This window comes from Flavobacteriaceae bacterium, assembly GCA_003443635.1.
In the GTDB taxonomy this organism is placed as follows: domain Bacteria; phylum Bacteroidota; class Bacteroidia; order Flavobacteriales; family Flavobacteriaceae; genus AU392.
On sequence record CP031964.1, the window covers coordinates 86,157 to 109,626 of the forward strand.

The window sequence follows — 23,470 nt, forward strand, 5'->3', positions numbered from 1 at the left end:
TTTATTTTTTTGTAAATAAACTTTTAATTTTCATTGTAATCACACCAAAAATAGCTTCAGAAATAATACCTCCACTTAATTTTGATTCTCCTCGTGTTCTATCAGTAAAAACTACTGGAATTTCTTTAATAGTAAAACGTTTTAAATATGTTTTAAATTTCATTTCAATTTGAAATGCATATCCCACAAATTTAATTTTGTCTAGATTTATAGTTTCTAAAACATGCTTTTTATAACATACAAACCCAGCTGTTGTATCGTGTATTTTCAATCCGGTTATTAATCGCACATATTTAGATGCCAAATACGATAGTAACACCCTACTCATAGGCCAATTAACTACATTTACACCTTTTACATATCTTGAACCAATAGACATATCTGCATTTTCTATAGCGCAAGCATTATATAAATTTATAAGATCTTTAGGATTATGAGAAAAATCAGCGTCCATTTCAAAAATATAATCATAATCACGTTGTAAACACCATTTAAAACCATGTATATATGCTGTTCCTAATCCTGATTTTTCTTGACGAGTTTCTAAAAATAACTGATTTTTAAATTCTTCCTGTAGAGATTTTACTTTCAACCCTGTATTATCTGGAGAATTATCGTCAATTACTAAAATGTCAAAACTTTTATTTAAACTAAATACTGCTCTAATAATAGCTTCAATATTTTCGATCTCATTAAATGTTGGTATGATGACAATCGCGTCTGTCATAAAAATTGTGATTTCAGCAAAAGTAAGTTTTTTACAGGACTATTTTTATAGAATATTCTTCATAATTTAGCAATTATGTTACGAGAAATTATCTCTACAGAATGGTATACTATTTTAATAGTGATTAGCTTACTTGTTTTAGCAATTGCTAAATATGTATATTCTAGTAGATTTAATGATTTTTTATTAGTTATTGGTAATTCTAAATACCTTAAAATCTATTCTCGGGATCAAAAATTTATTGATCACTTTGATTCATTATTATATATTAATCTAATCATTTCATTATCTTTATTTGGCTTTATTAGTTACAATACTATTGTAGGTACTATTACGCTCAATCTCATATTGTATACAAAAATAGTTGTTGGTATTGGTGCTTTAATTTTAATTAAAATCCTTTTAGAACGCTTAATAGGTAGTCTTTTCGAGATTGATAATTTAATTGACACTTATATTTTTCAAAAAACAAATTATAAAAATTACATTGGATTAGTTCTTTTACCTGTTAATATCATACTATGTTTTGCTATTCCCCCCTCTTCTCAGTTGATTTATATAATCATAGGGTTAATCTTTCTCATTAATTTTATTGGCTTTATAACTTCTTTTTTGGCAAATCAAAAGTTAATTATAAACAACTTGTTTTATTTTATTTTATATCTTTGCACACTTGAAATTGCACCATATATAATTTTATATAAGCTATTTATAAATTAGTTAGTAGATGAAAGATCCTATGAAAGTGAAAACAATTTTGGTTTCTCAACCAGAACCTAAGATAGAAAACTCTCCTTACTTCGAGTTACAGGAGAAGCAACGTGTAAAAATTGACTTTAGACCTTTTATACATGTTGAAGGAGTTACTGCTAAAGATATTAGATTACAAAAGGTAGATTTAAATAATTACACAGCTATTATACTTACCAGTAGAAATGCGGTAGATCATTTTTTTAGAGTAGCTGAAGAAATGCGTTTTAAAGTTCCAGATACGATGAAATATTTTTGTCAATCTGAAGCTGTTGCTTATTATTTACAAAAATATGTTGTTTATAGAAAACGTAAAATTTATGTTGGCAAGCGTACATTTCAAGAATTATCACCATTAATTAAGAAATATAAAGATGAAACATTCTTATTACCTAGCTCAGATAAATTAAAGCCAGAGATACCAACTATATTGGATGATTTAGGTATTAATTGGAAACAAGCTACGTTTTATAAAACTGTAATTAGTGATTTATCCGATTTAGAGAATGTATTTTATGATATTTTAGTATTCTTTAGTCCTTCTGGAATTGAATCTTTATTTCAAAATTTCCCTGATTTCAAACAGAATAATACGCGAATAGCTGTTTTTGGAAATACAACAATTAAAGCTGTTGAAAGTAAAGGACTAAGAGTTGATATTGCTGCTCCAACGCCAAAAACTCCTTCAATGACAATGGCTTTAGAGAAGTATATTGAAGAGATGAATTCAAAGAAATAATATCATATCACAAATAGTTATCTTGTGATTTATAAATAAAAAAGCGCGATATAAATACATCGCGCTTTTTTATTTATACTCTTTTTAATCTTTAACTCTCTTTTGGAGCTCCAGCTAAAATTTCATCATTAGCATTATCTTCAAACTGCTTAAAGTTTTCTTTAAATGATCTTGCTAACTTATTTGCTGTCTCGTAATATCCTTTATCATTATTCCAAGTAGTCCTTGGACTCAATACTTCTGTAGGAACGTCAGGGCAAACCCTTGGTTGTTGTACACCAAATATAGAATGAGTATGATAATTATCCTTATTCGCTGCTTCCAAACTACCATTCATAGCAGCAGTAATCATTGCTCTAGTATATTTTAGCTTCATTCTTGATCCCACACCATAAGGTCCTCCAGTCCAACCAGTATTTACCAACCAAACATTTACACCAGCTTCTTGCATTTTAGCACTTAACATCTCTGCATACTTTGTAGGATGTAATGGCATAAATGGCGCACCAAAACATGCCGAAAAAGAAGGCACAGGTTCTGTAATACCTGCTTCTGTTCCAGCTACTTTAGCAGTATATCCAGAAATAAAGTGGTACGCAGCTTGACCTGGTGTTAGCTTAGAAATTGGAGGTAATACTCCAAAAGCATCAGCTGTTAAGAAAAATATATTCTTAGGATTACGTCCTATTGAAGGCACTTGAATATTATCAATATGCTCTATTGGGTAACTTACTCGAGTATTTTGTGTAATGGTAGTATCTTCAAAATCCACAATACCACTATCGCCCATAATTACATTTTCGAGAATAGCACCACGTTTTATAGCTCTAAAAATATCTGGTTCTTTTTCTTCAGAAAGGTCAATTACTTTAGCATAACATCCTCCTTCAAAATTAAAAACTGTATTCTCATTAGTCCAACCGTGCTCATCATCTCCAATTAGTTTACGTTCAGGATCTGCAGATAACGTTGTTTTACCAGTTCCTGATAACCCAAAGAAAATAGCAGTATCTCCATCTTCACCAACATTAGCACTACAATGCATTGGCAACGTGTTTTTAAATACAGGAAGTATGAAATTTAAAGCTGAAAATATTCCTTTTTTAATTTCACCTGTATAGCCAGTTCCTCCAATAATGGCTGCTTTCCTTGTAAAGTCTAAAATTGCAAAATTATGCTGTCTTGTTCCATCTATTTCTGGGTTTGCCATAAATCCTGGAGCATTAATAATTGTCCACTCAGGATCAAATGTTTTTAGTTCTTCTTCAGAAGGGCGTAAAAACATATTATAAGCAAACATATTACTCCACGGTAATTCGTTTATCACACGAATAGTTGTTTTATAATTATGATCTGCACATGCATAACTATCTCTAACAAAAACTTCTTTGTTTGATAAATAATCGCCTAACTTATCGTATAGTTTTTCAAATTTATCACTATCAAAAGGGATATTAATATTTCCCCACCAAACTCTATCTTTAGTAACGTCATCTTTAACAATAAAACGATCCATAGGAGAGCGTCCTGTAAATTCGCCTGTATTAACTGCTAATGCTCCTGATGATGCTGCAACTCCTTGCCCACTAGACACTGAGATATCGTGAAGTTCGTCTGGTGATAGTTGATAATTTACTTTCGCGTTTTTAATTCCGTACTTTTCTAACGAAATCGTTTTCGTCGATTGGGTATTATCTACCATAATATTTTGTTGTGTTATTTAATGCACAAAAATATGAATTTTTGTAAAACCTAATTCAAAAACTGAATTAATCTTCTTTTAATTTCATAAATTTTAACACCATAAGCCCCCAAGCAATTATAAGAAATAAACCTCCTATTGGTGTTACAAAGCCTATACTCTTAAAATCAAAGCTTGTTAAATTATTTGTTGACAAGCCATAAATAGAGCCTGAAAATAAAATTACTCCCAGAATTAATAAAATTAATAGAATTTTCTTAGTCCTTAATACTAGTTTAGAAGTAGTTCCAATAAATAAAAGCAATATCGCATGATACATCTGGTAACGCACACCAGTCTGAAAAGTTTCAATAGCATCGTTATCAATTACTTTTTCCAGACTATGAGCTGCAAAAGCTCCCAATACTACAGCTAAGAGCCCTAAAACACTTCCCGCTACTAATAGTTTTTTATTCATATTAATTTTTATTTTAAGTTATTAATACCAATTTCATTTTACTACATTCGTAATAGCAATTATTACAAAGCTACTCAACTATTCTGACTATGCGAAAGATTTTAGTAATAGGTTCTGGTAAATCATCCTCTTACCTTATAAAATATTTTTTAGAAAAAGCTGAATCTGAAAAATTACAGCTTACCATTGGTGACATTTCTTTAGAAAATGCAAAAGAATTAATAGGGAATAACTCGAATGCAAAAGCTATTATTCTTGATGTTTTTAATGAAGTTTCTCGTACTTCTGCTATTAAAAATGCAGATATTGTAGTATCGATGCTCCCTGCACGTTTTCATATTGAAGTTGCAAAAGATTGTATTATTTATGAAAAACATATGGTTACTGCATCTTATATTAGTAAAGAGATGCAGGCTTTAAATGATACGGCAAAGTCTAAAAATCTGGTATTTATGAACGAGATTGGTGTAGATCCAGGTATTGATCATATGAGCGCTATGCGGGTAATAGATGACATTCGTAATAAAGGAGGCGATATTATATTATTTGAGTCGTTTACTGGTGGTTTAGTAGCTCCAGAAAGTGATAACAATCTATGGAATTATAAGTTTACCTGGAATCCGAGAAATGTGGTAGTTGCTGGCCAAGGTGGAGCAGCAAAATTTTTACAAGAAGGCACTTATAAATATATTCCTTATAATCGATTATTTAGACGTACAGAATTTTTAGAAATTGAGGGTTATGGTCGTTTCGAAGGTTATGCAAATCGTGATTCTTTAAAATATCAAAGTGTATATGGGTTAGATCACATTAAAACCTTATATCGTGGTACAATGCGTCGTATTGGTTTTAGTCGTGCGTGGAATATGTTTGTACAATTAGGAATGACAGATGATAGTTACACTATAGACGATAGTGAAAATATGAGTTATCGTGATTTTGTAAATGCATTTTTACCTTACAGTCCGAGCGATTCTGTAGAGCTAAAGTTTAGGCATGCTTTAAAAATTGATCAAGATGATATTATCTGGGAAAAACTAGAAGAATTAGATATTTTTAATTCTAAAAAAATGGTCATTCTCAAAAAAGCAACTCCTGCACAAATTCTTCAAAAAATATTAATGGATAGTTGGACACTTAGTGAAGATGATAAAGATATGATTGTGATGTATCACAAATTTGGTTATGAATTAAATGGAAAGCAACATCAAATAGATGCCACAATGGTTACTCTTGGCGAAGATCAAACTTATACTGCCATGGCAAAAACTGTAGGTCTACCTGTTGCTATTGCAACGTTGGCTATTTTAAATAAAAAAATAACAACTCCTGGTGTACAACGCCCTATAAAACCTGAAATTTATAATCCGATTCTAGATGAATTAGAAGATTTCGGTATTGTTTTTAAAGAAAAAGAAGTTCCTTATTTAGGCTACAATCCTTTAAACGTTTAGGTTAAAGTGTGTTTTCAATTTACGAAAACATAGGTTTCAATTAAAAATCATTTTAGTATTTTTATCTTTTAATTTAAAATCATAATTGCTTTGAAGGTTACAGATCAAAATATTCGTATTGATGGGATTGATAAAAAAATACTTCGTGCTTTAATGGATGATGCCCGAACTCCAGTATTAGAAATTGCACGACAGGTAGGTATTTCTGGCGCTGCCATACATCAACGCTTACGAAAACTCGAAAAATCTAAACTTATATCTGGTTCTAAATTTGTAATTAACCCTAGGGTTTTAGGGTACACTACAATGGCATTTGTTGGTATTTTTTTAGATAAAGCCATAAGTAACCCTGATGCAGTAAGGCAATTAAAAAAAATACCCGAAGTTTTAGAGTGCCACTATACAACAGGGAATTGGAGTATTCTTATTAAAGTACTCTCAAGAGATAACGAACATTTAATGCATTTACTAAATAAAGAAATTCAAACCATTACAGGGGTATCGCGTACAGAAACATTTATTTCTTTAGATCAGCAGATTGACAGGCAGATTAAAATATAAAGCAAAAAAGCCTCTTAAAGTATTATAAGAAGCTTTTGTATTATAAAATTGCTGTTATTTAATCTCTGCTGGCAAATATCTGAAATCCCCAGTATGCTAAGTTTGCTAAAGCACCAAGTGCAGCAACTAAATAGGTTCTCGCTGCCCATTTAAGTGCATCTTCAGCACCTTTATATTCTTCCTGAGAGACCATATGTTTGTTTTGTAACCATGCTAAAGCTCTATTACTCGCATCATACTCTACAGGTAATGTAATAAAGCTAAATAATGTTGCAAAACCCATCATTATAAATCCAGCTACAGCAATATAAAAGCCTCCACCACCAATTGCATTAGTAGCCATTAATACTACACCACCAATAACAATCCATTGCGACATCCCAGAAGTAATACTTACCATAGGTACTAATGTAGAACGCATTTGCAACCAACCATATGCTTGCGCATGTTGTACTGCATGCCCGCATTCGTGTGCTGCCACTGCTGCTGCTGCTGCATTACGTTGATTATATACCGATTCGCTTAGGTTAACTGTTTTATTTTTAGGGTTATAGTGATCTGTTAATCGTCCTGCGGTAGATACCACTTTCACATCTGTAATACCATGATCTGCTAACATTTTTTCAGCAATCTCTGCACCACTCATACCATTACGCAATTGCTTTTTAGAATAAAATGCAAACTTTCGTTTTAATTGATTACTTACCAACCAACTTATTAAAGCTACTGCTCCAATAATTATATAATAATTCATCATATCTCTTTATTTTTTAAGGTTCTTAATCTACACTAAAGATAACAAAAATAACGCCAGTTTAGTATTCAGAAATTTTGTCAGTAAGCCGTGTCATTGCGAATGCAGTAAAACAATCTCTAAAATAATAAAAAGATTACCACGTCGCTTCACTCCTCGTAATGACGTTAACCAACAACATTTACAATCTTACCAGGAACAACAATCACTTTTTTAGGAATTCGACCTTGTAATTGCGCTTGTGTTTTTTCGTGCGCCATAACTGTCGCTTCAATATCATCTTTACTCATATCCAGAGGTAACTCCAAAGTAAAACGCATTTTACCATTAAATGAGATTGGATAGTTTTTACTGTTTTCTACCAAATGACTTTCATCAAATATTGGAAAAGCAGCTATAGAAATAGATTCTGTATTTCCTAATTGCGCCCATAACTCTTCAGCAATATGTGGTGCATACGGAGAAATCAATACTAGTAATGGTTCTAAAATAGATTTACTTGTACATTTTTGAGTAGTTAACTCATTAACTGCAATCATAAAAGTAGATACCGAGGTATTAAACGAGAAACTCTCAATATCTTCTTCTACTTTTTTAATGGTTTTATGTAATGTTTTTAAATTGTCTTTTGTTGGTTCTGCATCATTAACATTCAATTCGCTTTCTCCAACATATAATTTCCATAATTTTTTAAGAAAACTATGTACACCTGTAATCCCCGCTGTATTCCAAGGTTTAGATTGTTCTAATGGACCTAAAAACATTTCGTAAAGACGTAAACTATCAGCGCCATATTGCTCACATATGTTATCTGGGTTGACGACATTGTATTTAGATTTAGACATTTTTTCGACATCTCTAAAAACTTTAAACAAATTTTCTTTAGAGATTAACTTAGCATTCTCGTATTCAACTCTCCAACTTCTAAAATCTTCAATCTTAAGTTCATCTGTATATTTATAACTCGATACATCTTTAATAACTTTCAAAAACTGTATATCTATATGATAAGGATTGATTGTTAAGGTTATATTTTCATTAAACCCTAATTCTTTAAACTTATTTTTTAAAGGTTCAATTTCATTGGCCTTAATAAATATTGGGAATTTTTTAAATTGCTTATTAAAAGCCTCTTCCAAATACTCAAAAGAAATAAATGTATTTGAAAATGTATTTTCCAAATTCTTAATTACTTCTTTTCTTTTATTTAAATCTTCTAAATCTAATACAATTGCATCAGAGTTTTGATTTTCATCTTCTCCATAAGTAAGAGCAAAATCTGTAATTTTACACACAAAAGCACTCGTCCCCAAGATCATCCCTTGATTAATGAGTTTTTTAAACGGCTCATCTACGCCTACAAAACCTCTGTCTTTCATAAACTTTACCCAAAAACGTGAGTATAATAGATGCCCCGTAGCATGCTCGCTTCCGCCAATATATAAATCTACATTTTTCCAATACTTTAATGCTTCTTCACTAGCAAAGATTTCATCTCGCATAGCATCTTCCATATAACGGAAGAAATACCACGAGCTTCCTGCCCATCCTGGCATGGTATTTAACTCTAATGGAAAAATTGTTTTACCATCAATTAAATCGTTTGAAACAACTTTATTTGTATTAGTATCCCAAGCCCAAGTAATTGCATTTCCTAATGGTGGTTCTCCTGTTTTTGTTGGTAAATACTTTTCTACTTCAGGTAATTTAATAGGTAGATGTGCTACATCTATCATTTGAGGCATTCCATTTACATAATATACCGGGAATGGTTCTCCCCAATAACGTTGACGAGAGAATACAGCGTCACGTAATCTGTAATTGGTTTTTCCTTTTCCGTGTCCAATTTTTTCTAATTCAAAAATGGCACGTTTTAGTGCTTTTTTATATGGTAATCCGTTTAAGAAATCACTATTAGCAATTACTGTATTGTCTTTATCTACATGTGCTGCTTCACTTATGTCAACTCCTTCAAAAACGTTAGGAATCTCTATTCCGAAATGATTAGCAAAATCATAATCTCTCTGATCCCCACAAGGTACCGCCATCACCGCTCCTGTTCCATAGCTTGCCAGTACATAATCGCCAATCCAGATTTGTATAGGTTGCTTTGTAAATGGATGTTCTGCATAGGCTCCTGTAAATACTCCCGAAATGGTTTTTACATCTGCCATACGATCACGCTCACTACGTTTTGTAGTCGCTTCTACATATTCTTTAATGGCGTCTTGTTGTTCTGGAGTTGTAATTTTAGTCACCAATTCATGTTCTGGAGCTAAGGTTAAAAAATTAGCTCCAAAAATGGTATCTGGACGTGTGGTGAATACTTCTATCTGTTCGTCATGATTATTCACATTAAATGTAACAGATGCGCCAACAGATTTTCCTATCCAATTTGTTTGAGAATCTTTTAAGGGTTGTGGCCAGTCAATCGTATCCAAACTTTTAAGTAATCGTTCAGCATAAGCAGAGATACGCATACTCCATTGTGTCATTTTTTTACGAACTACAGGATGACCACCACGTTCGGACACACCGTTTACAATCTCATCATTTGCTAAAACTGTTCCCAATGCAGGACACCAGTTCACTTCACTTTCAGCTAAATAAGTCAGTCTATATTTAAGCAATATTTCTTGCTGTGCTTCAGAAGACATTCCTCGCCAAGTTTCGGCAGAAAACAATTCTATATCGTCATCACATTCAGCATTAATATTAGCATTTCCTTTCGTAGAAAAAATATCTATCAAATCAGAAATTAATTCTGCTTTATTTGTGTTTTTATTATACCAAGAATTAAATAATTCTATAAAAATCCATTGGGTCCACTTATAATATTCTGGACTCGAAGTACGTACTTCTCTAGACCAATCGAATGAAAATCCGATCTGATCTAATTGACGACGATAGGTTTTTATATTTTCTTCTGTGGTTACAGCAGGATGTTGACCCGTTTGAATTGCATACTGCTCAGCAGGTAATCCAAAACTATCATATCCTTGTGGGTGTAATACATTAAATCCTTTGTGACGTTTGTAACGCGCATAAATATCTGAAGCAATATAGCCTAAAGGATGGCCTACGTGTAGGCCTGCGCCACTTGGATAAGGGAACATATCCATCACGTAGTATTTAGGTTTATCTGATTTATTACTAGCTTTAAATGTTTGATTGTCTAACCAAAATTTTTGCCATTTTTTTTCTATCGAATTGAAATCGTATTTCATTGTAATCTTATAGATATCTTCGTCATTATGAAAGTGTTAATCTTTTAATCTAAAACTTAAAGTTAAACAGACTCGCGCGCTTTACTAGGAATGACAAATTTTAAAGCTGCAAATTTACATTTTAAATAGTATACTATAAAACCTTTGGTTCTAATTTATAAATCCCATTAAAAGGTTAATAATTATCTTTTAGTAGAAAGTAATTTCTACTTTTGCGCTCATCATTAAATTTCAAGTATTGGGAATACAGAATTACAAAGCACATATTGCATTACTTGGCGCAAATATTATTTACGGTGCCAATTACCTTATTGCTAAAGGAGTGATGCCTAATAAAATTGGACCTGCTGCTTTTGTATTTCTTAGAATTTTAGGAGCTAGTATTTTATTCTGGCTGATAAAATCATTTATAAAAGAACGTGTTGAGAAAAAAGATCTTTGGCGTTTGGTAATATGTGGTCTTTTAGGAGTTGCTACCAATCAGCTATTATTTTTTCATGGATTAAACCTGACGTCTCCAATTGATGCTTCTATAATTATTACATTTATCCCTGTGATGGTACTTATTTTTAGTGCTCTTATTCTTAAAGAACGAGTTACTACTAATAAGGTATTAGGAATTACTATAGGAGGTATTGGTGCTATATTTTTAGTTTGGTATGGTAAAAGCTCGGGAGGCACAAGTTCTCTTTTAGGGAATTTACTGGTATTTATTAATGCAAGTTCTTACGCTATGTACTTAGTACTTGTAAAACCTTTAATGAAAAAATATAATAGCCTTACAGTAATTTCCTGGGTGTTTTTGTTTGGGTTTGTATTTATGTTCCCTTTTGGAATAAGTGATATGTTATCTACCGATTTTTCAACCTTTACATTAAACACATATCTCGCTGTAGCATTTGTAGTAGTTGGCACTACATTTTTAGCTTATTTGTTTAATATTTATGCCTTAAAACAAGTATCTCCATCTGTTACCGGAAGCTATACTTATGTGCAGCCTGCCGTGAGTTTTATTATGGTAAGTATTTATGCTTATGCATTTAATAACACTGAATATGCTCAGGATATTAATTTAGTGAAAATATTAAGCTGCGCTCTTGTAGTTTCTGGGGTATATTTAATAAGCTTGAAACCGAAAAAAGAAAAGCTAAACCAAAAATTCAAGTGATTGAAAACCATAATCCAGAGCAAGAGATTTTAAAATCGTGAAATAAATAATTATCTATTTACACTACAAAAAGACACATCTCATAACAATGTTAATAGTTTAAACGTTCTAATCCTTTAAGAATTAGATTTCTTTTATATTTTTACCTGCATATCCAATTCATCATATGAGTTCATCTTTTGAAAAACATCAAAAACGACGCTTAATCTCATCATACTTTTCGGTAATTATTAGTATTGCTTTAGTGTTGTTTTTATTAGGTTTATTAGGGATGTTAGTATTGAATGCCAATACAATTTCAAATAATTTTAAAGAACGTGTTCAACTCAATATTTACTTTAATGATTCTGCTAAAGATGTTGAAATAAAGCAGCTTGAAAGAAGTTTAGCACTATCTCCTTATGCTAAAGAAGCTAAATATATCTCTAAAGAAGATGCTGCTGAATTTTTAAAAACAGAATATGGAGAAGATTTTTTAGATGATGTGGGATATAATCCGTTACAAAACTCTATAGACGTTAATTTTAAAGCCGAATATGTTACAGAAACATATTTAGATAGTATTTCGCAAGTTATCCTTACCAAAAAATATGTAAACGATGTGCAGTATGACAAAGATTTGGTCTCTGTTATGAATAGTAATGTAAAGCGTATTAGTTTTTGGATACTGGTAATTAGTGCTTTGTTTACTTTAATTGCCGTATTACTTATTAATAGCTCGATACGCTTAGCCGTGTACTCTAAGCGTTTTATTATTAAAACCATGCAAATGGTTGGAGCTACCAAGCAATTTATCAGGCGTCCGTTTATATTAAAAAGTGTACGATTAGGTATTATTGGTGCTCTTTTAGCACTCATAGGAATGGCAATTGTTTTATATTATATTAATAAAACATTTCCAGAATTAGAGCTATTAGGGAATCCTGTATTAACTTCGGCTTTGTTTGTTATTGTTTTCCTTTTAGGTATTATAATTACTTGGATTAGCACTTATTTTGCAACACAGCGATTTTTGAATTTAAAAACAGATCAGTTATATTATTAATAGTAAGATTAGAAGTGCTCTATAAATTTAGAAGCTCTTAACGTAAAAGTTTTAAATAAAACAGTTACTTTGCATTTATTAAAGTTTTGGATTAGTATTTAAAACATATTGCTCAATTAACAATAAGAGGCAACATTATATTTACTGAATTTAAATAATTATGGGAGAGCAAAAACGAAAGCAAGACTCAAAAAGTAGTTTTATATTTGGCAAAAAGAACTATAAATTTATGTTTATAGGATTAGCTTGTATTGCTCTTGGTTTTATTTTAATGTCTGGTGGTGGAAGTGATGACCCCAATGTTTTTAATCCAGAAATTTTTAATTTTAGACGTATTCGATTAGCGCCAACATTAGTGTTAATTGGCTTTGGAATTCAGGTGTATGCAATTCTTTTAAATCCTGATAATTCTAATTCAAAAAAATAATTTCAAATTCTAAATCTTTTCTAAAGTATCCTATCTCTATTTTGATATTTTTGTGAAATGGAAATTATCGATTCTATTATTTTAGGAATTATACAAGGATTAACTGAGTTTCTTCCTGTATCGTCTAGCGGACATTTAGAACTTGGAAAAGCCATCCTTGGTGACGAATCTATTCCTGAAGAAAGTCTTTTGTTTACAGTTGTACTCCATTTTGCAACAGCATTTAGTACCATTGTAGTGTTTAGAAAAGATATTCTAGAAATTATAAAAGGAGTATTTTCATTTAAATGGAACGAAGACACTCAGTTTATCACAAAGATTATCATCTCTATGCTTCCTGCAATTTTTGTAGGCCTTTTTTTTGAAGAACAGCTTGAACAGCTTTTTGGAAATAGTGTATTATTAGTTGGATTCATGCTTATAATTACAGCAGCTTTATTATTTCTTGCTGATAAAGCAAAAAATACTGATAAAAAAGTATCTTTTAAAAATGCATTTGTTATTGGTATTTCACAAGCTATAGCTATTTTACCAGGTATTTCACGTTCTGGGGCCACAATTTCTACTTCTGTATTATTAGGAAACGATAAAACAAAAGCTGCTCGTTTTTCTTTTTTAATGGTCGTTCCTTTAATTTTTGGAAAAATTGCGAAAGATGTTTTTAGTGGAGATCTAACTTACAGCAGTGATAATTTCACAGCACTTTCTGTTGGGTTTATAGCAGCATTTATAGCAGGTTTATTTGCTTGCACTTGGATGATTGCACTTGTAAAAAAGAGTAAGCTCTCATATTTTGCCATTTACTGTGTTATTGTAGGGGTCATCGCTATTATGATTTCATTATTAAATTAAAATGAAATCTAAAAGATCCCATAAGATCATTAAAAAATAATGCAAATGAATCGAATTAAAACAGGAGAAGATTATAAATCTGGTCAAGTTTTACTCATTGACAAACCTTTGCATTGGACATCTTTTCAAGTTGTAAATAAATTACGATGGGAAATACGTCAAGCTTTTAATATTAAAAAAATAAAAGTAGGGCACGCTGGAACTTTAGATCCGTTAGCCAGTGGATTATTAGTGATATGCACAGGTAAAATGACCAAACAAATTGATCGTTTTCAAGGACAAATAAAAGAGTACACAGGGACATTTACTTTAGGAAGTACAACACCATCTTACGATCTTGAAACAGAGATTGACAATACTTTTTCTACAGAACATCTCACAAGAGATTTAATTATAAATACTACCACCAAATTTATTGGAGATATTGAGCAAGTGCCCCCTGTGTTTTCAGCTTTAAAAAAAGATGGAAAGCGTTTATATGAATTTGCCAGAGCAGGAGAGTCTATAGAAATTAAATCTCGAACAGTTCATGTTTCTGAATTTGAAATAACCAATATTGAAGGGTTTAAAATTGATTTTAGAGTAGTTTGTAGCAAAGGTACTTACATACGTTCATTAGCAAACGATTTTGGAAAAGCATTAAACTCTGGAGCTCATTTATCTGCTTTACGCAGAACAAAGATTGGTGATTTTAATGTTGATAATGCTATCTCTATTGAACAATTTATAACTAATTTATCTTCGGAATAATTTTTGATATTCTAATTGCTTCAATCAACAAAACACAAAATGAAGCAGTCAATCATAATTGTATTTCTAACTATCCCCTATTTTTTATTTTCTCAAGAACCAGATGACATCAAAACTCATGGTTTATTTTACAAAGGTTCTTTTGCAGCAACGTTAACTATTAATGAGGATTTTGAAATTGGTAATGAAGATGATGAAGTTCTCATAAACCCTAGTGCTTTTTTTATAAATAATACTGTAGGCTATCAGTTTGACGAACGTACTTCTATTGGATTAAATGCTGAACTCGATTGGCATTCTAAACAAGGGCTTCTGTTTTTTCCAACATACTTAAGTTTGAGATATAATATTTTTGTAGATGATGATAATATATTTATTAGAGGTGGTTATGGTCGTTTATTAAATTTAGGTAGCGATTTTGAAAAAGGAACACTTTATAAAGCTGGGGTTGGTGTTCAAGTTTTTGATGGAGATTATAAAAATTCCATTTTATTTGGTATTGATTTTAGTAGAAAACGATTTGGGTTTCGACAAACCGAAAAACTATCTAGTGTTTCCGTATTTTTGGAATTCATAGTTTTCTAAACTTTTTTAGATAAATGAACGTATATTATATAAATTTACGTTTAATATTAAATGCCTATAGCAACAAGCACATATAAAGCATTGATTATCACAACTTTTTTATCTACAGTTGTGGTGATTTTGGGTTTTACACTTCAAGTAAAAAAACAACCTCATTTGGTTGCAGAAACTTTTTATGAAGTAGAATCTGAGCCTATAGTAGAAGAATCTAAAGAAGAGTTAGAAGATATTATTAAAAGCTTAGATAACTTGCTAAATACTACTAGTACTAATCAAGCATATAATGAAACAAAACAATATGAAGCTCCAGATGAAAAAGCATTTAATGAACGCTTAGAAGAAATTAGAAATAGAAATACCATTGAAAATTCTCAAGAAAGCTCCAAAAACAATAATTCATCTAATAGCAAAAGTGAATTTAGTGCTGAAGATGATTCGGCATTTAATGAGATTAAGGATCTTATTTCTGAAAAGAAACGAACTGCTTCAGGGGGTTCTAGTAATGTTAATAAAAACAGTTCGATTAGTTACTCTTTGGTTGATCGTACAAAAATAGAAATCCCTCCACCTGTTTATTTATGTGAAAAAAGCGGGAAAATTGTTATAAATATTACAGTAGATGCCAGTGGTAATGTTATTGACACCTATTTTAATAATGCTTCAACATCTAAAGATGGATGTATGGTAGATCATGCTCTAGAATATGCAAAAGCTGCGAAATTTAATGCAGATGCATCAAAACCTTCGCAGCTTGGTTCTATTACATTTTATTTTAAAGGCAAGTAGCAGGTTGTAATTCACAAATCATTTTCGACAAATCGTCAATAATATTTTGCCCCTTATTTTTGTTATACCACATTTGTAAATCTTCCTTAAATTCTGGAGTTAATTTACCATGTGCTTCTTTATAATCATTTACCATTTGAGTTGCTTCTGATGGGCGAGGTCCAAATGTATTTACAACATCTTCAGATTCATTATCAATCATAATCAATTTTGGAATTGACTTCCCTCCATTAGTTAAAAATTGATTCATTAGCTCGTCATTCTCATCTCGAAGTACTACTTTAAACTCAATATTTGCATTTAATTCAGCAACTTTATTCATTACTGGCATAATATGCGCTGCATCACCACACCAGCTTTCTGTAAGGATTAACCAAGTTACCTTCCCTTCAAAAGCAGCTATTTGATTTTGAATTTCTTCAGATACTTTTACTGTTTTATCCCAACGTTTCATACGTTTATCGTTGAGCTTAGTATATTCTGCTAGGGCTTCAGTCTTTTCTGCACCCGTAGTAGAGTTTTGTTCTGCCATTTGTTTTACCAAATCTTTATACTCTTGGTAAGACATACTATTTTCGAGGCTATTTTTTATTGTACTATTCATAAATTTTGTTTTCTAATCTGTAAAACTAAGTGTCATACATGTTAAAAAATATGACTATTATCATAACTATGTCTATATTTAAGGCAGAAACTTACATAGGTAATGACTACAAAACATAGATGTGGCTGGTGTATAGGTGATGACCTATATGAAGCTTATCACGATTTAGAATGGGGAGTCCCCGTTCGTGATGATGATACTCTTTTTGAGTTTTTAATTTTAGAAACTTTTCAAGCTGGATTAAGCTGGATTACGATCTTACGAAAACGCGACAATTTTAGAAATGCATTTGATAATTTTAACTATAAAAAGATCGCTAATTACAATCAAGATAAAATTGATACGCTTCTTGAAGATGCAGGAATCATTAGAAATAAATTAAAAATAAATGCTACCATTACTAATGCACAAGCTTTTATGAAAATTCAAGAGGAATTTGGAAGTTTCAGTAAATACATATGGAATTTTGTTGATGGTAAACCTATAAAAAATGCTTTTGCAACTTATAAAGATGCACCAGCAAATACTGCTTTAAGTGATATAATTAGTAAAGATTTAAAAAAGCGTGGTTTCAAATTTGTAGGCTCTACAGTAGTTTATGCACATATGCAAGCCACTGGTATGGTGAATGATCATGAAGTAAATTGTTTTAGATATAATGAAGTTTAATCTGATTATTATTTCATTTTAAATATTTCAAAAATTCTGCTCTAGAAATATCTTTAGCGCCTAAGCTTTCGAGATGACTCGTATATACCTGACAATCTATTAACTTATAATTACTGTTTTTAATAAAAGTAACAAAACCAACTTTACTTGCATTACTCACTTTAGAAAACATACTTTCACCACAAAACACATTCCCTAAATCAATACCATACAATCCTCCAACTAGTTCTTTATTCTGCCATACTTCAACAGATTTTGCATAGCCTAAATGATGTAATTTCAAATAAGCTTCAATCATAGATTCTGTGATCCAAGTTCCAGATTCTCCATTGCGTTTTATTTGAGAACATGTTCTTATAACATCTTTAAAAGCAGTATTAACTGTGACTACAAAATCACTATTTTTCAGTATTTGCTTCATACTTTTTGAAACTTTTAGCTCTGTCGGGAATAGTACAAATCGCGGATCTGGAGACCACCATAAAATAGGTTGATCATTTTCAAACCAAGGGAAAATCCCGCTTTTATAAGCTAATAGTAATCGTTGTACTGACAAATCCCCTCCAATGGCAAGTAATCCCTCTTCATTAGCATTCTCAACATTTGGGAATTCTATATTTTCATCTAAAATTATCATTTAAAAGAGTAATAAACCTAAAATATAAATCACTATTCCTACCAACATTAAAATTAAAGTATAAGGCAAAATTTCTTTTGCTTTTAACTTAGTAATTCCTAATAATGGCAAAGCCCAAAATGGTTGTAACATGTTTGTAATTTGATCTCCATAAGCTAATGCCATAATAGCTTTAGGTAGTGGCACTCCTAATTTTAAGGCAGATTCTACTACAATTGGACCTTGTATAGCCCATTGGCCTCCTCCACTCGGCACAAAAATATTTACTAATCCAGCACTAAAAAACGTCACAATAGGCAATGTTGTTTCTGAAGCTATCGATACAAAAAAATCAGAGATCATTACTACCATTCCTGTGCTTTTCATAATTCCCATGATTCCAAAATACAAAGGAAATTGAATTAAAATTCCTGAAGTACCTTTAATCGCTTCTTCTATTGCATTTAAAAAATTATTAAAGTTTTTATGTAGAATAATAGCTAATCCTAGCATAAAGAAGTTTACCATATTAGGTGTAATCTGTAAGTTAATAAGGTTACCCCAATATTGGTGTCCAAAAGCAATTAATAATACTATCCCAAAACCAATGGCTATTGGTGTTGAATCATCTAATTTTTCTGCACCTTTTAAATTTTGAGCATTTTTATTTTTAAACTTATAGATTTCTAAATTGAGCTTAGTTGGATTAGTTCGCTTAGCAATTCTATATAATACTAATGGCATAACTATAAGAAGTACTGCAAAAATCACCAAATTCCACCAGCTAAATACAGTACTATCAAAATTAATACTTGTAGGTAATTGTGAAATAATTTCAGGAGAAGAAATATCTTTCATTAATTCCTGTAAATGATTATTCTCTGTTACTTTTATTGGAGCAGAACCACTAATCCCTCCATGCCAAATCATAAGCCCTACATATCCTGAAGCACCTACTAATGGGTAATTAATAGCTATATTATTACGTTGGGCTTGCTCACCAATTTTCCGTGCTAAAATAGCTCCAAAAATAAGACCAAGCCCCCAATTAAAAAATGCAACGCACATTGTTGTAATACTAACTAAAACAACTGCATTAGCTGTATTTGTAGCAAATTTTGTAAGCCCAAGAATAAGGTTATTCATTGGTTTACTTAAAACTAACACATGTCCTAACACCAAAATAAGCATCATTTGGTATGCAAATTCTAATAAAGCTGTATTCCAAATACCATTTTCCCAAAACGATAAAATACTTAGTAATTGATTTTCATCAGTAATTGGTTCTGTAAACACCAATGCCAATATTATAGTTAACAATGTTAGTAAAATAGCTATTGTAAAAGGTGATGGTAAATACTTATTAAAAAGTGTTTCTATAGATCTCGTAATATTCATTACACGAAAATTAAGGTATTATATCAAAATAAAAAAACCTTAACGTTATACGTTAAGGTTTTTTTCAGAATATTATTATTGTTTGTATTAAAACGGTAGATCATCATGATCTTCTTCATTAAGATCACTTACAGGTTCAAAAGCATCTGCTGGTGGTACAGGAGGCATTTCTCCACTAGGAGTAGCTTCTTGTAAACTTTCTATTCTCCAACCTTGTATTGAATTAAAGTACTTTGTTTCTCCTTGTGGATTTACCCATTCTCTTCCTCTTAAATTAATACTGATTTTTACCTGTTGTCCAACTTGGTAATTATTTAATAAGTCTGTTTTATCTTGAACAAATTCTATCATTATATGCTGTGGGTATTGTTCTTCTGTAGTTACAACCACTTCTCTTTTTCTAAAACCATTTGTTCCAAATGTTTGTGTTTCTCCAATCAACTTAATCTTTCCTTGTACTTCCATTATTAATTATTTATACTGTGTTCTTATTTTTCTTATTTTATGATAAAAGCAGTTTCCATGCACTTTCTACATCACCATAACTCAAATAGTTTTGAGCTACTTTATGTTTTTTTCTGTGAGTCGCTTCTTTTATATTTGGGTAGCGCTCACTTACGTCTGCAATAAACGCTTCAATCTCGGTTTTATTAGGTAACACTTCAACATTAGCTAACATTCCTAAATCATTTCCTGTTAAAATCATACTGTTTTTAACAAAATCTGGCATATTATCTACACCTATCCCTAAACGAGTTAATGGTTTTGGGATTTCAAAAAATCCTTCCTTTGCTCTGTTATAATAATTACCTCCAGCACGAGATACTAAATCTAATTTTTCTTGATTTATAGAATCATCTTTATTCAAAACTTCAGTATCAACATGAAGTTGTAAAATTTCACATATTACTAAGTTTCCTGCTCCTCCTTCTGTACCTAAAGGTTTTATCTCATTTACTTTGCATTCAAACTGTACAGGTGATTCTGCTACACGAAACGGTTTTACAACATCTGATTTTAACATTGTTAACCCTGCTTTTTCAAATTCATTTATACCTTTAGCATAAGCCGTGCTACTTAACGACATTTGATGTACAATATCAAAATTCACCACATTAATCACTACTTCTTTTGTTGCCTCTATATTATCCAAAGTATGCTTTCTAGTAGCATCCCGCCCGCGAAGTGCCGGTGAAAAAATAAGAATAGGAGGGTTTGCACTAAACACATTAAAAAAACTAAATGGTGATAAATTAGGTTTTCCATCTGTGTCAACTGTACTTGCAAACGCAATTGGCCTAGGTGCTACAGCACTTATTAGTAAGCCATGTAATTGGGCAACAGTTAAATCTTTTGGTTTAAAGGACTTCATAGCGCATATCGATTTGAGCAAAGTTAACAATCTAATTATTAACACAAAAACGATTTACTAACATCCAGAACAATAATATCAACATAATTGCATTATATTTAGAATTGTAATTAATCCTATAATTCTATTGAATACTAAAAGCTATTTACGTTGGATACTTATCTTGGCTTCTTTTGCTATTATCTCCTTAATTCTTTGGAATACCTATTCGTTTTTTCAATATTTTAAAGCTGAAGAACGAACAAAAATGGAAGTTTGGTCTTCAGCTCAAAGTGAACTTTCTAGAAACCTAGATTTAGATGCTGAACTTGAGTTACCATTAAAAATACTCTCAAGTAACAGCAATACCCCCATGATCTATATACTTGAACAAGATGGAAGTATTGATTATAACAATATAGATCCCGAAAAAGCTAAAGATTCATTATACTTACAAAAATTAATTTCTAGATTTAAAAAAGAAAACCCTCCACTTAAGGTAGAATTTGAAAATGATTTTGTTGGAACAATTTATTACGGCAATTCTCCGCTATTAGTTAAATTAAAATATTATCCATTAGCTTTATTACTCATTATTATTTTATTTGGAGCCGTTGTATTTTTCTTTTATAGAAGTTCTAAAGTAGCTACTCAAAATAAATTATGGTCAGGAATGGCAAAAGAAACAGCTCATCAAATTGGCACACCATTGTCTTCTTTAGTAGGCTGGACAGAACTTTTAAGGACCGAAAATGTTAATCCTAATTATATTCTAGAAATTGAAAAAGATATTGATAGATTACTCATTATAACTGAGCGTTTTAGTAAAATTGGATCTGTCCCTACTCTAGAGAAAAGTGATATTATAATAGAGACTATTGAATCTTATGAGTATTTAAAGGCACGTTTTTCTAAACTTATTGAATTTAAAATGAACACACCTCAACCACCTTTATATGCAAACTTAAATAGGCAGCTATACAGTTGGACTATTGAAAATTTGGTTAAAAACGCTATAGATGCTATGAAAGGTAAAGGGGTTTTAACACTTGATATTTCTCAAATAAAAGATGAAGTATTTATTAGTATTTCTGATACTGGAAAAGGATTAGAAAAAAATAAATTTAAAAAGATATTTGAACCTGGTTATACTAGTAAAAAAAGAGGTTGGGGGTTAGGCTTATCTCTTGCTAAACGAATAATAGAAGATTATCACCAAGGAAAAATCAAGGTAACCTCATCACAAATAAACAAAGGAACTACCATACAAATTGCGCTAAAAACACTATAGGTAAGATTGAATTTCTGTGGCAGTCTTTTGAAATTCTTCAGGAGTTAATGCTGTTTTATTTATGAATCTAGCATCTTCCATTGAGTGTAATGGGATTAAATGCACATGAACATGGGGTACTTCTAATCCAATTACAGAAATTCCTATACGTTTGCAAGGAATGGCTTTTTCAATAGCTAGAGCTACTTTTCTTGAAAAACGCATCAACTCAATATATATTTCTTCATCTAGGTCAAAAATCTTATTCACTTCTTTTTTAGGTATACAAAGTGTATGTCCTTTTGCATTAGGATTGACATCCAAAAAAGCTAAAAAGTCATCCGTTTCTGCAATTTTATAACAAGGAATCTCTCCATTAACAATTTTTGTGAAAATTGAAGCCATATATTATTTTATAATAGTTCTATCTAGAAATCTCAATAATATCGAATTTCATTATTCCTGTTGGCACTTTTATCTCTGCTACTTCTCCAACAGATTTCCCTAATAAACCTTTCCCAATAGGAGAATTAACAGATATTTTCCCCGCTGCTAAATTAGCTTCTCCATCAGCTACCAAAGTGTATATCATTTCCATTCCGTTGGTCTGGTTTTTTATTTTCACTTTTGATAATACCAATACTTTAGAATCATCTAATTGAGATTCATCAATCAATCGAGCTCCTGCTAAAGCGTCTTCTAATTTAGATATCCTCATCTCAAGCATACCTTGAGCTTCTTTAGCAGCGTCATATTCGGCATTCTCACTTAAATCTCCTTTATCTCTTGCTTCTGCTATAGCCTTAGATGCTTTTACTCGCTCTATATCTTTTAATTGCTTTAACTCGTCTCTTAATTTTTTTAATCCCTCAGGTGTATAGTAAGATACTTTACTCATAACTTCATCGTTTAATTTAAATAAAAGATTCCGAAACTAGTTCGGAATAAAAAAATCCCGTTCGCACGAGATTGTATAGCAAATATACAAAATTATTAGCTTAAAGTGCTTTTTGTTGTAAATTGTGATCGGAAACAAATCATATAAAATAAACTATAATATATAGATTATCAAAAATTTAAAATAACAAAAAGCTAAAATTATTAAACTCCATAAAAATCAAATTATACATAAATGAAACACTTTTTTTTAACTGCTCTTATTAGTTTATTAATTTTTTCTTGTAGTGGTAGCGATGATGTAGATCCAAATTGCAATTTTCTTATTAACGCAGGCTTTAGTACTAGTATAAATTTAAATTTACCACAGTTTAGTCAACTTCAATTTGCCAGTAATTCTGTATTTATTCCTAATGTTGGAAATCAAGGTGTTATTGTTACCAATATTGGAAGTGGTTTTTTTGCATGGGACGCTAGCGACCCTAATCATGAATTGAGATCATGTTCGAGGTTATCTATTTCTGGTTTAGAGGGTACTTGTGGTTGTGAAGAAGCTAATACTTATAGTTTAGTAAACGGGCAACCTCTTGATGCAGATCTACCTTGTGGTTTATTAAATTACAGAGTACAGCAAGAAGGAAGTACTTTATTTATTTCAAACTAAAAATAATAAACATTTTA

Annotated in this window: 26 protein-coding genes; 14 read left to right on the forward strand and 12 right to left on the reverse strand. The window is 31.1% G+C overall.

Features of this window, described 5'->3' with window-relative positions; translation table 11 throughout:
• Position 1: 1 nt before the first annotated feature.
• A complete protein-coding gene (locus D1817_00330) occupies positions 2 to 727 on the reverse strand; it encodes a polyprenol monophosphomannose synthase (GenBank protein AXT18364.1) in 726 nt (241 codons plus the stop codon).
• A 75-nt stretch (positions 728 to 802) separates the two neighbouring features.
• On the opposite strand from D1817_00330, the gene D1817_00335 reads away from it, so the two are divergent.
• Both D1817_00335 and D1817_00340 read left to right on the forward strand, forming a co-directional pair.
• Entirely contained in the window at positions 803 to 1,447 is a 645-nt protein-coding gene (locus D1817_00335) for a DUF4271 domain-containing protein (GenBank protein ID AXT18365.1), read from the forward strand.
• 19 nt (positions 1,448 to 1,466) lie between these two features.
• Entirely contained in the window at positions 1,467 to 2,216 is a 750-nt protein-coding gene (locus D1817_00340; protein ID AXT21190.1) for a uroporphyrinogen-III synthase, read from the forward strand.
• 91 nt (positions 2,217 to 2,307) lie between these two features.
• Here the strand turns inward: D1817_00340 and pckA are convergent, their stop codons facing one another.
• Positions 2,308 to 3,918, reverse strand: coding sequence for a phosphoenolpyruvate carboxykinase (ATP) (pckA, locus tag D1817_00345; protein AXT18366.1), 1,611 nt, complete (start codon positions 3,916 to 3,918; stop codon positions 2,308 to 2,310).
• Positions 3,919 to 3,985: 67 nt separating this feature from the next.
• Positions 3,986 to 4,375 (reverse strand): DUF423 domain-containing protein, encoded by a 390-nt coding sequence (locus D1817_00350; protein ID AXT18367.1) that lies wholly within the window; start codon positions 4,373 to 4,375, stop codon positions 3,986 to 3,988.
• Positions 4,376 to 4,464: 89 nt separating this feature from the next.
• On the opposite strand from D1817_00350, the gene D1817_00355 reads away from it, so the two are divergent.
• Together D1817_00355 and D1817_00360 are read left to right on the forward strand one after the other, a co-directional pair.
• Entirely contained in the window at positions 4,465 to 5,829 is a 1,365-nt protein-coding gene (locus tag D1817_00355) for a saccharopine dehydrogenase (GenBank protein ID AXT18368.1), read from the forward strand.
• Positions 5,830 to 5,919: 90 nt separating this feature from the next.
• Positions 5,920 to 6,390, forward strand: coding sequence for an AsnC family transcriptional regulator (locus D1817_00360; GenBank protein ID AXT18369.1), 471 nt, complete (start codon positions 5,920 to 5,922; stop codon positions 6,388 to 6,390).
• 58 nt (positions 6,391 to 6,448) lie between these two features.
• On the opposite strand, the gene D1817_00365 is transcribed toward D1817_00360, so the two are convergent.
• Both D1817_00365 and D1817_00370 read right to left on the reverse strand, forming a co-directional pair.
• A complete protein-coding gene (locus tag D1817_00365) occupies positions 6,449 to 7,147 on the reverse strand; it encodes a zinc metallopeptidase (protein ID AXT18370.1) in 699 nt (232 codons plus the stop codon).
• 164 nt (positions 7,148 to 7,311) lie between these two features.
• Complete coding sequence (locus D1817_00370; GenBank protein ID AXT18371.1) at positions 7,312 to 10,371, reverse strand: leucine--tRNA ligase; 3,060 nt, start codon at positions 10,369 to 10,371, stop codon at positions 7,312 to 7,314.
• A 202-nt stretch (positions 10,372 to 10,573) separates the two neighbouring features.
• Here D1817_00370 and D1817_00375 point away from each other — a divergent pair, with 202 nt between their 5' ends.
• From D1817_00375 to D1817_00405, 7 genes are all read left to right on the forward strand, one after another.
• A complete protein-coding gene (locus D1817_00375; protein AXT18372.1) occupies positions 10,574 to 11,539 on the forward strand; it encodes a DMT family transporter in 966 nt (321 codons plus the stop codon).
• A gap of 166 nt (positions 11,540 to 11,705) precedes the next feature.
• Positions 11,706 to 12,584 carry an ABC transporter permease gene (locus D1817_00380; GenBank protein ID AXT18373.1) on the forward strand — a complete coding sequence of 293 codons (879 nt, stop codon included), beginning with the start codon at positions 11,706 to 11,708 and terminating at the stop codon, positions 12,582 to 12,584.
• A gap of 160 nt (positions 12,585 to 12,744) precedes the next feature.
• On the forward strand, positions 12,745 to 13,011 hold the full coding sequence (locus tag D1817_00385) for a DUF3098 domain-containing protein (protein AXT18374.1): 267 nt from the start codon (positions 12,745 to 12,747) through the stop codon (positions 13,009 to 13,011).
• A 57-nt stretch (positions 13,012 to 13,068) separates the two neighbouring features.
• Complete coding sequence (locus D1817_00390; GenBank protein AXT18375.1) at positions 13,069 to 13,863, forward strand: undecaprenyl-diphosphate phosphatase; 795 nt, start codon at positions 13,069 to 13,071, stop codon at positions 13,861 to 13,863.
• A 45-nt stretch (positions 13,864 to 13,908) separates the two neighbouring features.
• Positions 13,909 to 14,613 carry a tRNA pseudouridine(55) synthase TruB gene (truB, locus tag D1817_00395; protein ID AXT21191.1) on the forward strand — a complete coding sequence of 235 codons (705 nt, stop codon included), beginning with the start codon at positions 13,909 to 13,911 and terminating at the stop codon, positions 14,611 to 14,613.
• Positions 14,614 to 14,652: 39 nt separating this feature from the next.
• Complete coding sequence (locus D1817_00400; GenBank protein AXT18376.1) at positions 14,653 to 15,198, forward strand: hypothetical protein; 546 nt, start codon at positions 14,653 to 14,655, stop codon at positions 15,196 to 15,198.
• A 51-nt stretch (positions 15,199 to 15,249) separates the two neighbouring features.
• Entirely contained in the window at positions 15,250 to 15,984 is a 735-nt protein-coding gene (locus D1817_00405; GenBank protein AXT18377.1) for a hypothetical protein, read from the forward strand.
• Here the strand turns inward: D1817_00405 and D1817_00410 are convergent.
• Complete coding sequence (locus tag D1817_00410) at positions 15,971 to 16,588, reverse strand: thioredoxin family protein (protein ID AXT18378.1); 618 nt, start codon at positions 16,586 to 16,588, stop codon at positions 15,971 to 15,973. The genes D1817_00405 and D1817_00410 overlap by 14 nt on opposite strands.
• Positions 16,589 to 16,690: 102 nt before the next feature.
• Here D1817_00410 and D1817_00415 point away from each other — a divergent pair, with 102 nt between their 5' ends.
• On the forward strand, positions 16,691 to 17,257 hold the full coding sequence (locus D1817_00415) for a DNA-3-methyladenine glycosylase I (protein ID AXT18379.1): 567 nt from the start codon (positions 16,691 to 16,693) through the stop codon (positions 17,255 to 17,257).
• A 13-nt stretch (positions 17,258 to 17,270) separates the two neighbouring features.
• On the opposite strand, the gene D1817_00420 is transcribed toward D1817_00415, so the two are convergent.
• The 4 genes from D1817_00420 to D1817_00435 form a co-directional block, all read right to left on the reverse strand.
• Entirely contained in the window at positions 17,271 to 17,894 is a 624-nt protein-coding gene (locus tag D1817_00420) for a leucyl/phenylalanyl-tRNA--protein transferase (protein AXT18380.1), read from the reverse strand.
• Positions 17,895 to 19,271: a short-chain fatty acid transporter gene (locus tag D1817_00425; GenBank protein AXT18381.1), complete on the reverse strand. Its 1,377-nt coding sequence runs from the start codon at positions 19,269 to 19,271 to the stop codon at positions 17,895 to 17,897.
• 87 nt (positions 19,272 to 19,358) lie between these two features.
• Positions 19,359 to 19,736, reverse strand: a complete 378-nt coding sequence (locus D1817_00430) for a DUF3127 domain-containing protein (protein AXT18382.1) — start codon at positions 19,734 to 19,736, stop codon at positions 19,359 to 19,361.
• 37 nt (positions 19,737 to 19,773) lie between these two features.
• Positions 19,774 to 20,643: a flavin reductase family protein gene (locus tag D1817_00435; protein ID AXT18383.1), complete on the reverse strand. Its 870-nt coding sequence runs from the start codon at positions 20,641 to 20,643 to the stop codon at positions 19,774 to 19,776.
• Positions 20,644 to 20,761: 118 nt separating this feature from the next.
• On the opposite strand from D1817_00435, the gene D1817_00440 reads away from it, so the two are divergent.
• On the forward strand, positions 20,762 to 21,913 hold the full coding sequence (locus D1817_00440; protein AXT18384.1) for a sensor histidine kinase: 1,152 nt from the start codon (positions 20,762 to 20,764) through the stop codon (positions 21,911 to 21,913).
• Here D1817_00440 and D1817_00445 read toward each other — a convergent pair.
• Positions 21,908 to 22,297, reverse strand: a complete 390-nt coding sequence (locus D1817_00445; protein ID AXT18385.1) for an HIT family protein — start codon at positions 22,295 to 22,297, stop codon at positions 21,908 to 21,910. The two genes, D1817_00440 and D1817_00445, sit on opposite strands and share 6 nt — an antisense overlap.
• A 19-nt stretch (positions 22,298 to 22,316) precedes the next feature.
• On the reverse strand, positions 22,317 to 22,790 hold the full coding sequence (gene greA, locus D1817_00450) for a transcription elongation factor GreA (protein AXT18386.1): 474 nt from the start codon (positions 22,788 to 22,790) through the stop codon (positions 22,317 to 22,319).
• Between the two features lie 234 nt (positions 22,791 to 23,024).
• On the opposite strand from greA, the gene D1817_00455 reads away from it, so the two are divergent.
• The gene (locus D1817_00455; GenBank protein AXT18387.1) at positions 23,025 to 23,453 is read left to right on the forward strand and encodes a hypothetical protein; all 429 of its coding nucleotides are present in this window, start codon (positions 23,025 to 23,027) and stop codon (positions 23,451 to 23,453) included.
• Positions 23,454 to 23,470 lie beyond the last annotated feature (17 nt).

Bases quoted from the DNA above. Each gene is read 5' to 3' on its own strand.
- D1817_00330 (AXT18364.1), bottom strand. From the start codon at position 727: ATGACAGACGCGATTGTCATCATACCAACATTTAATGAGATCGAAAAT.
- D1817_00335 (AXT18365.1), top strand. From the start codon at position 803: ATGTTACGAGAAATTATCTCTACAGAATGGTATACTATTTTAATAGTG.
- D1817_00340 (AXT21190.1), top strand. From the start codon at position 1,467: ATGAAAGTGAAAACAATTTTGGTTTCTCAACCAGAACCTAAGATAGAA.
- pckA (AXT18366.1), bottom strand. From the start codon at position 3,918: ATGGTAGATAATACCCAATCGACGAAAACGATTTCGTTAGAAAAGTAC.
- D1817_00350 (AXT18367.1), bottom strand. From the start codon at position 4,375: ATGAATAAAAAACTATTAGTAGCGGGAAGTGTTTTAGGGCTCTTAGCT.
- D1817_00355 (AXT18368.1), top strand. From the start codon at position 4,465: ATGCGAAAGATTTTAGTAATAGGTTCTGGTAAATCATCCTCTTACCTT.
- D1817_00365 (AXT18370.1), bottom strand. From the start codon at position 7,147: ATGATGAATTATTATATAATTATTGGAGCAGTAGCTTTAATAAGTTGG.
- D1817_00370 (AXT18371.1), bottom strand. From the start codon at position 10,371: ATGAAATACGATTTCAATTCGATAGAAAAAAAATGGCAAAAATTTTGG.
- D1817_00380 (AXT18373.1), top strand. From the start codon at position 11,706: ATGAGTTCATCTTTTGAAAAACATCAAAAACGACGCTTAATCTCATCA.
- D1817_00385 (AXT18374.1), top strand. From the start codon at position 12,745: ATGGGAGAGCAAAAACGAAAGCAAGACTCAAAAAGTAGTTTTATATTT.
- D1817_00390 (AXT18375.1), top strand. From the start codon at position 13,069: ATGGAAATTATCGATTCTATTATTTTAGGAATTATACAAGGATTAACT.
- truB (AXT21191.1), top strand. From the start codon at position 13,909: ATGAATCGAATTAAAACAGGAGAAGATTATAAATCTGGTCAAGTTTTA.
- D1817_00400 (AXT18376.1), top strand. From the start codon at position 14,653: ATGAAGCAGTCAATCATAATTGTATTTCTAACTATCCCCTATTTTTTA.
- D1817_00405 (AXT18377.1), top strand. From the start codon at position 15,250: ATGCCTATAGCAACAAGCACATATAAAGCATTGATTATCACAACTTTT.
- D1817_00410 (AXT18378.1), bottom strand. From the start codon at position 16,588: ATGAATAGTACAATAAAAAATAGCCTCGAAAATAGTATGTCTTACCAA.
- D1817_00415 (AXT18379.1), top strand. From the start codon at position 16,691: ATGACTACAAAACATAGATGTGGCTGGTGTATAGGTGATGACCTATAT.
- D1817_00420 (AXT18380.1), bottom strand. From the start codon at position 17,894: ATGATAATTTTAGATGAAAATATAGAATTCCCAAATGTTGAGAATGCT.
- D1817_00425 (AXT18381.1), bottom strand. From the start codon at position 19,271: ATGAATATTACGAGATCTATAGAAACACTTTTTAATAAGTATTTACCA.
- D1817_00430 (AXT18382.1), bottom strand. From the start codon at position 19,736: ATGGAAGTACAAGGAAAGATTAAGTTGATTGGAGAAACACAAACATTT.
- D1817_00435 (AXT18383.1), bottom strand. From the start codon at position 20,643: ATGAAGTCCTTTAAACCAAAAGATTTAACTGTTGCCCAATTACATGGC.
- D1817_00445 (AXT18385.1), bottom strand. From the start codon at position 22,297: ATGGCTTCAATTTTCACAAAAATTGTTAATGGAGAGATTCCTTGTTAT.
- greA (AXT18386.1), bottom strand. From the start codon at position 22,790: ATGAGTAAAGTATCTTACTATACACCTGAGGGATTAAAAAAATTAAGA.
- D1817_00455 (AXT18387.1), top strand. From the start codon at position 23,025: ATGAAACACTTTTTTTTAACTGCTCTTATTAGTTTATTAATTTTTTCT.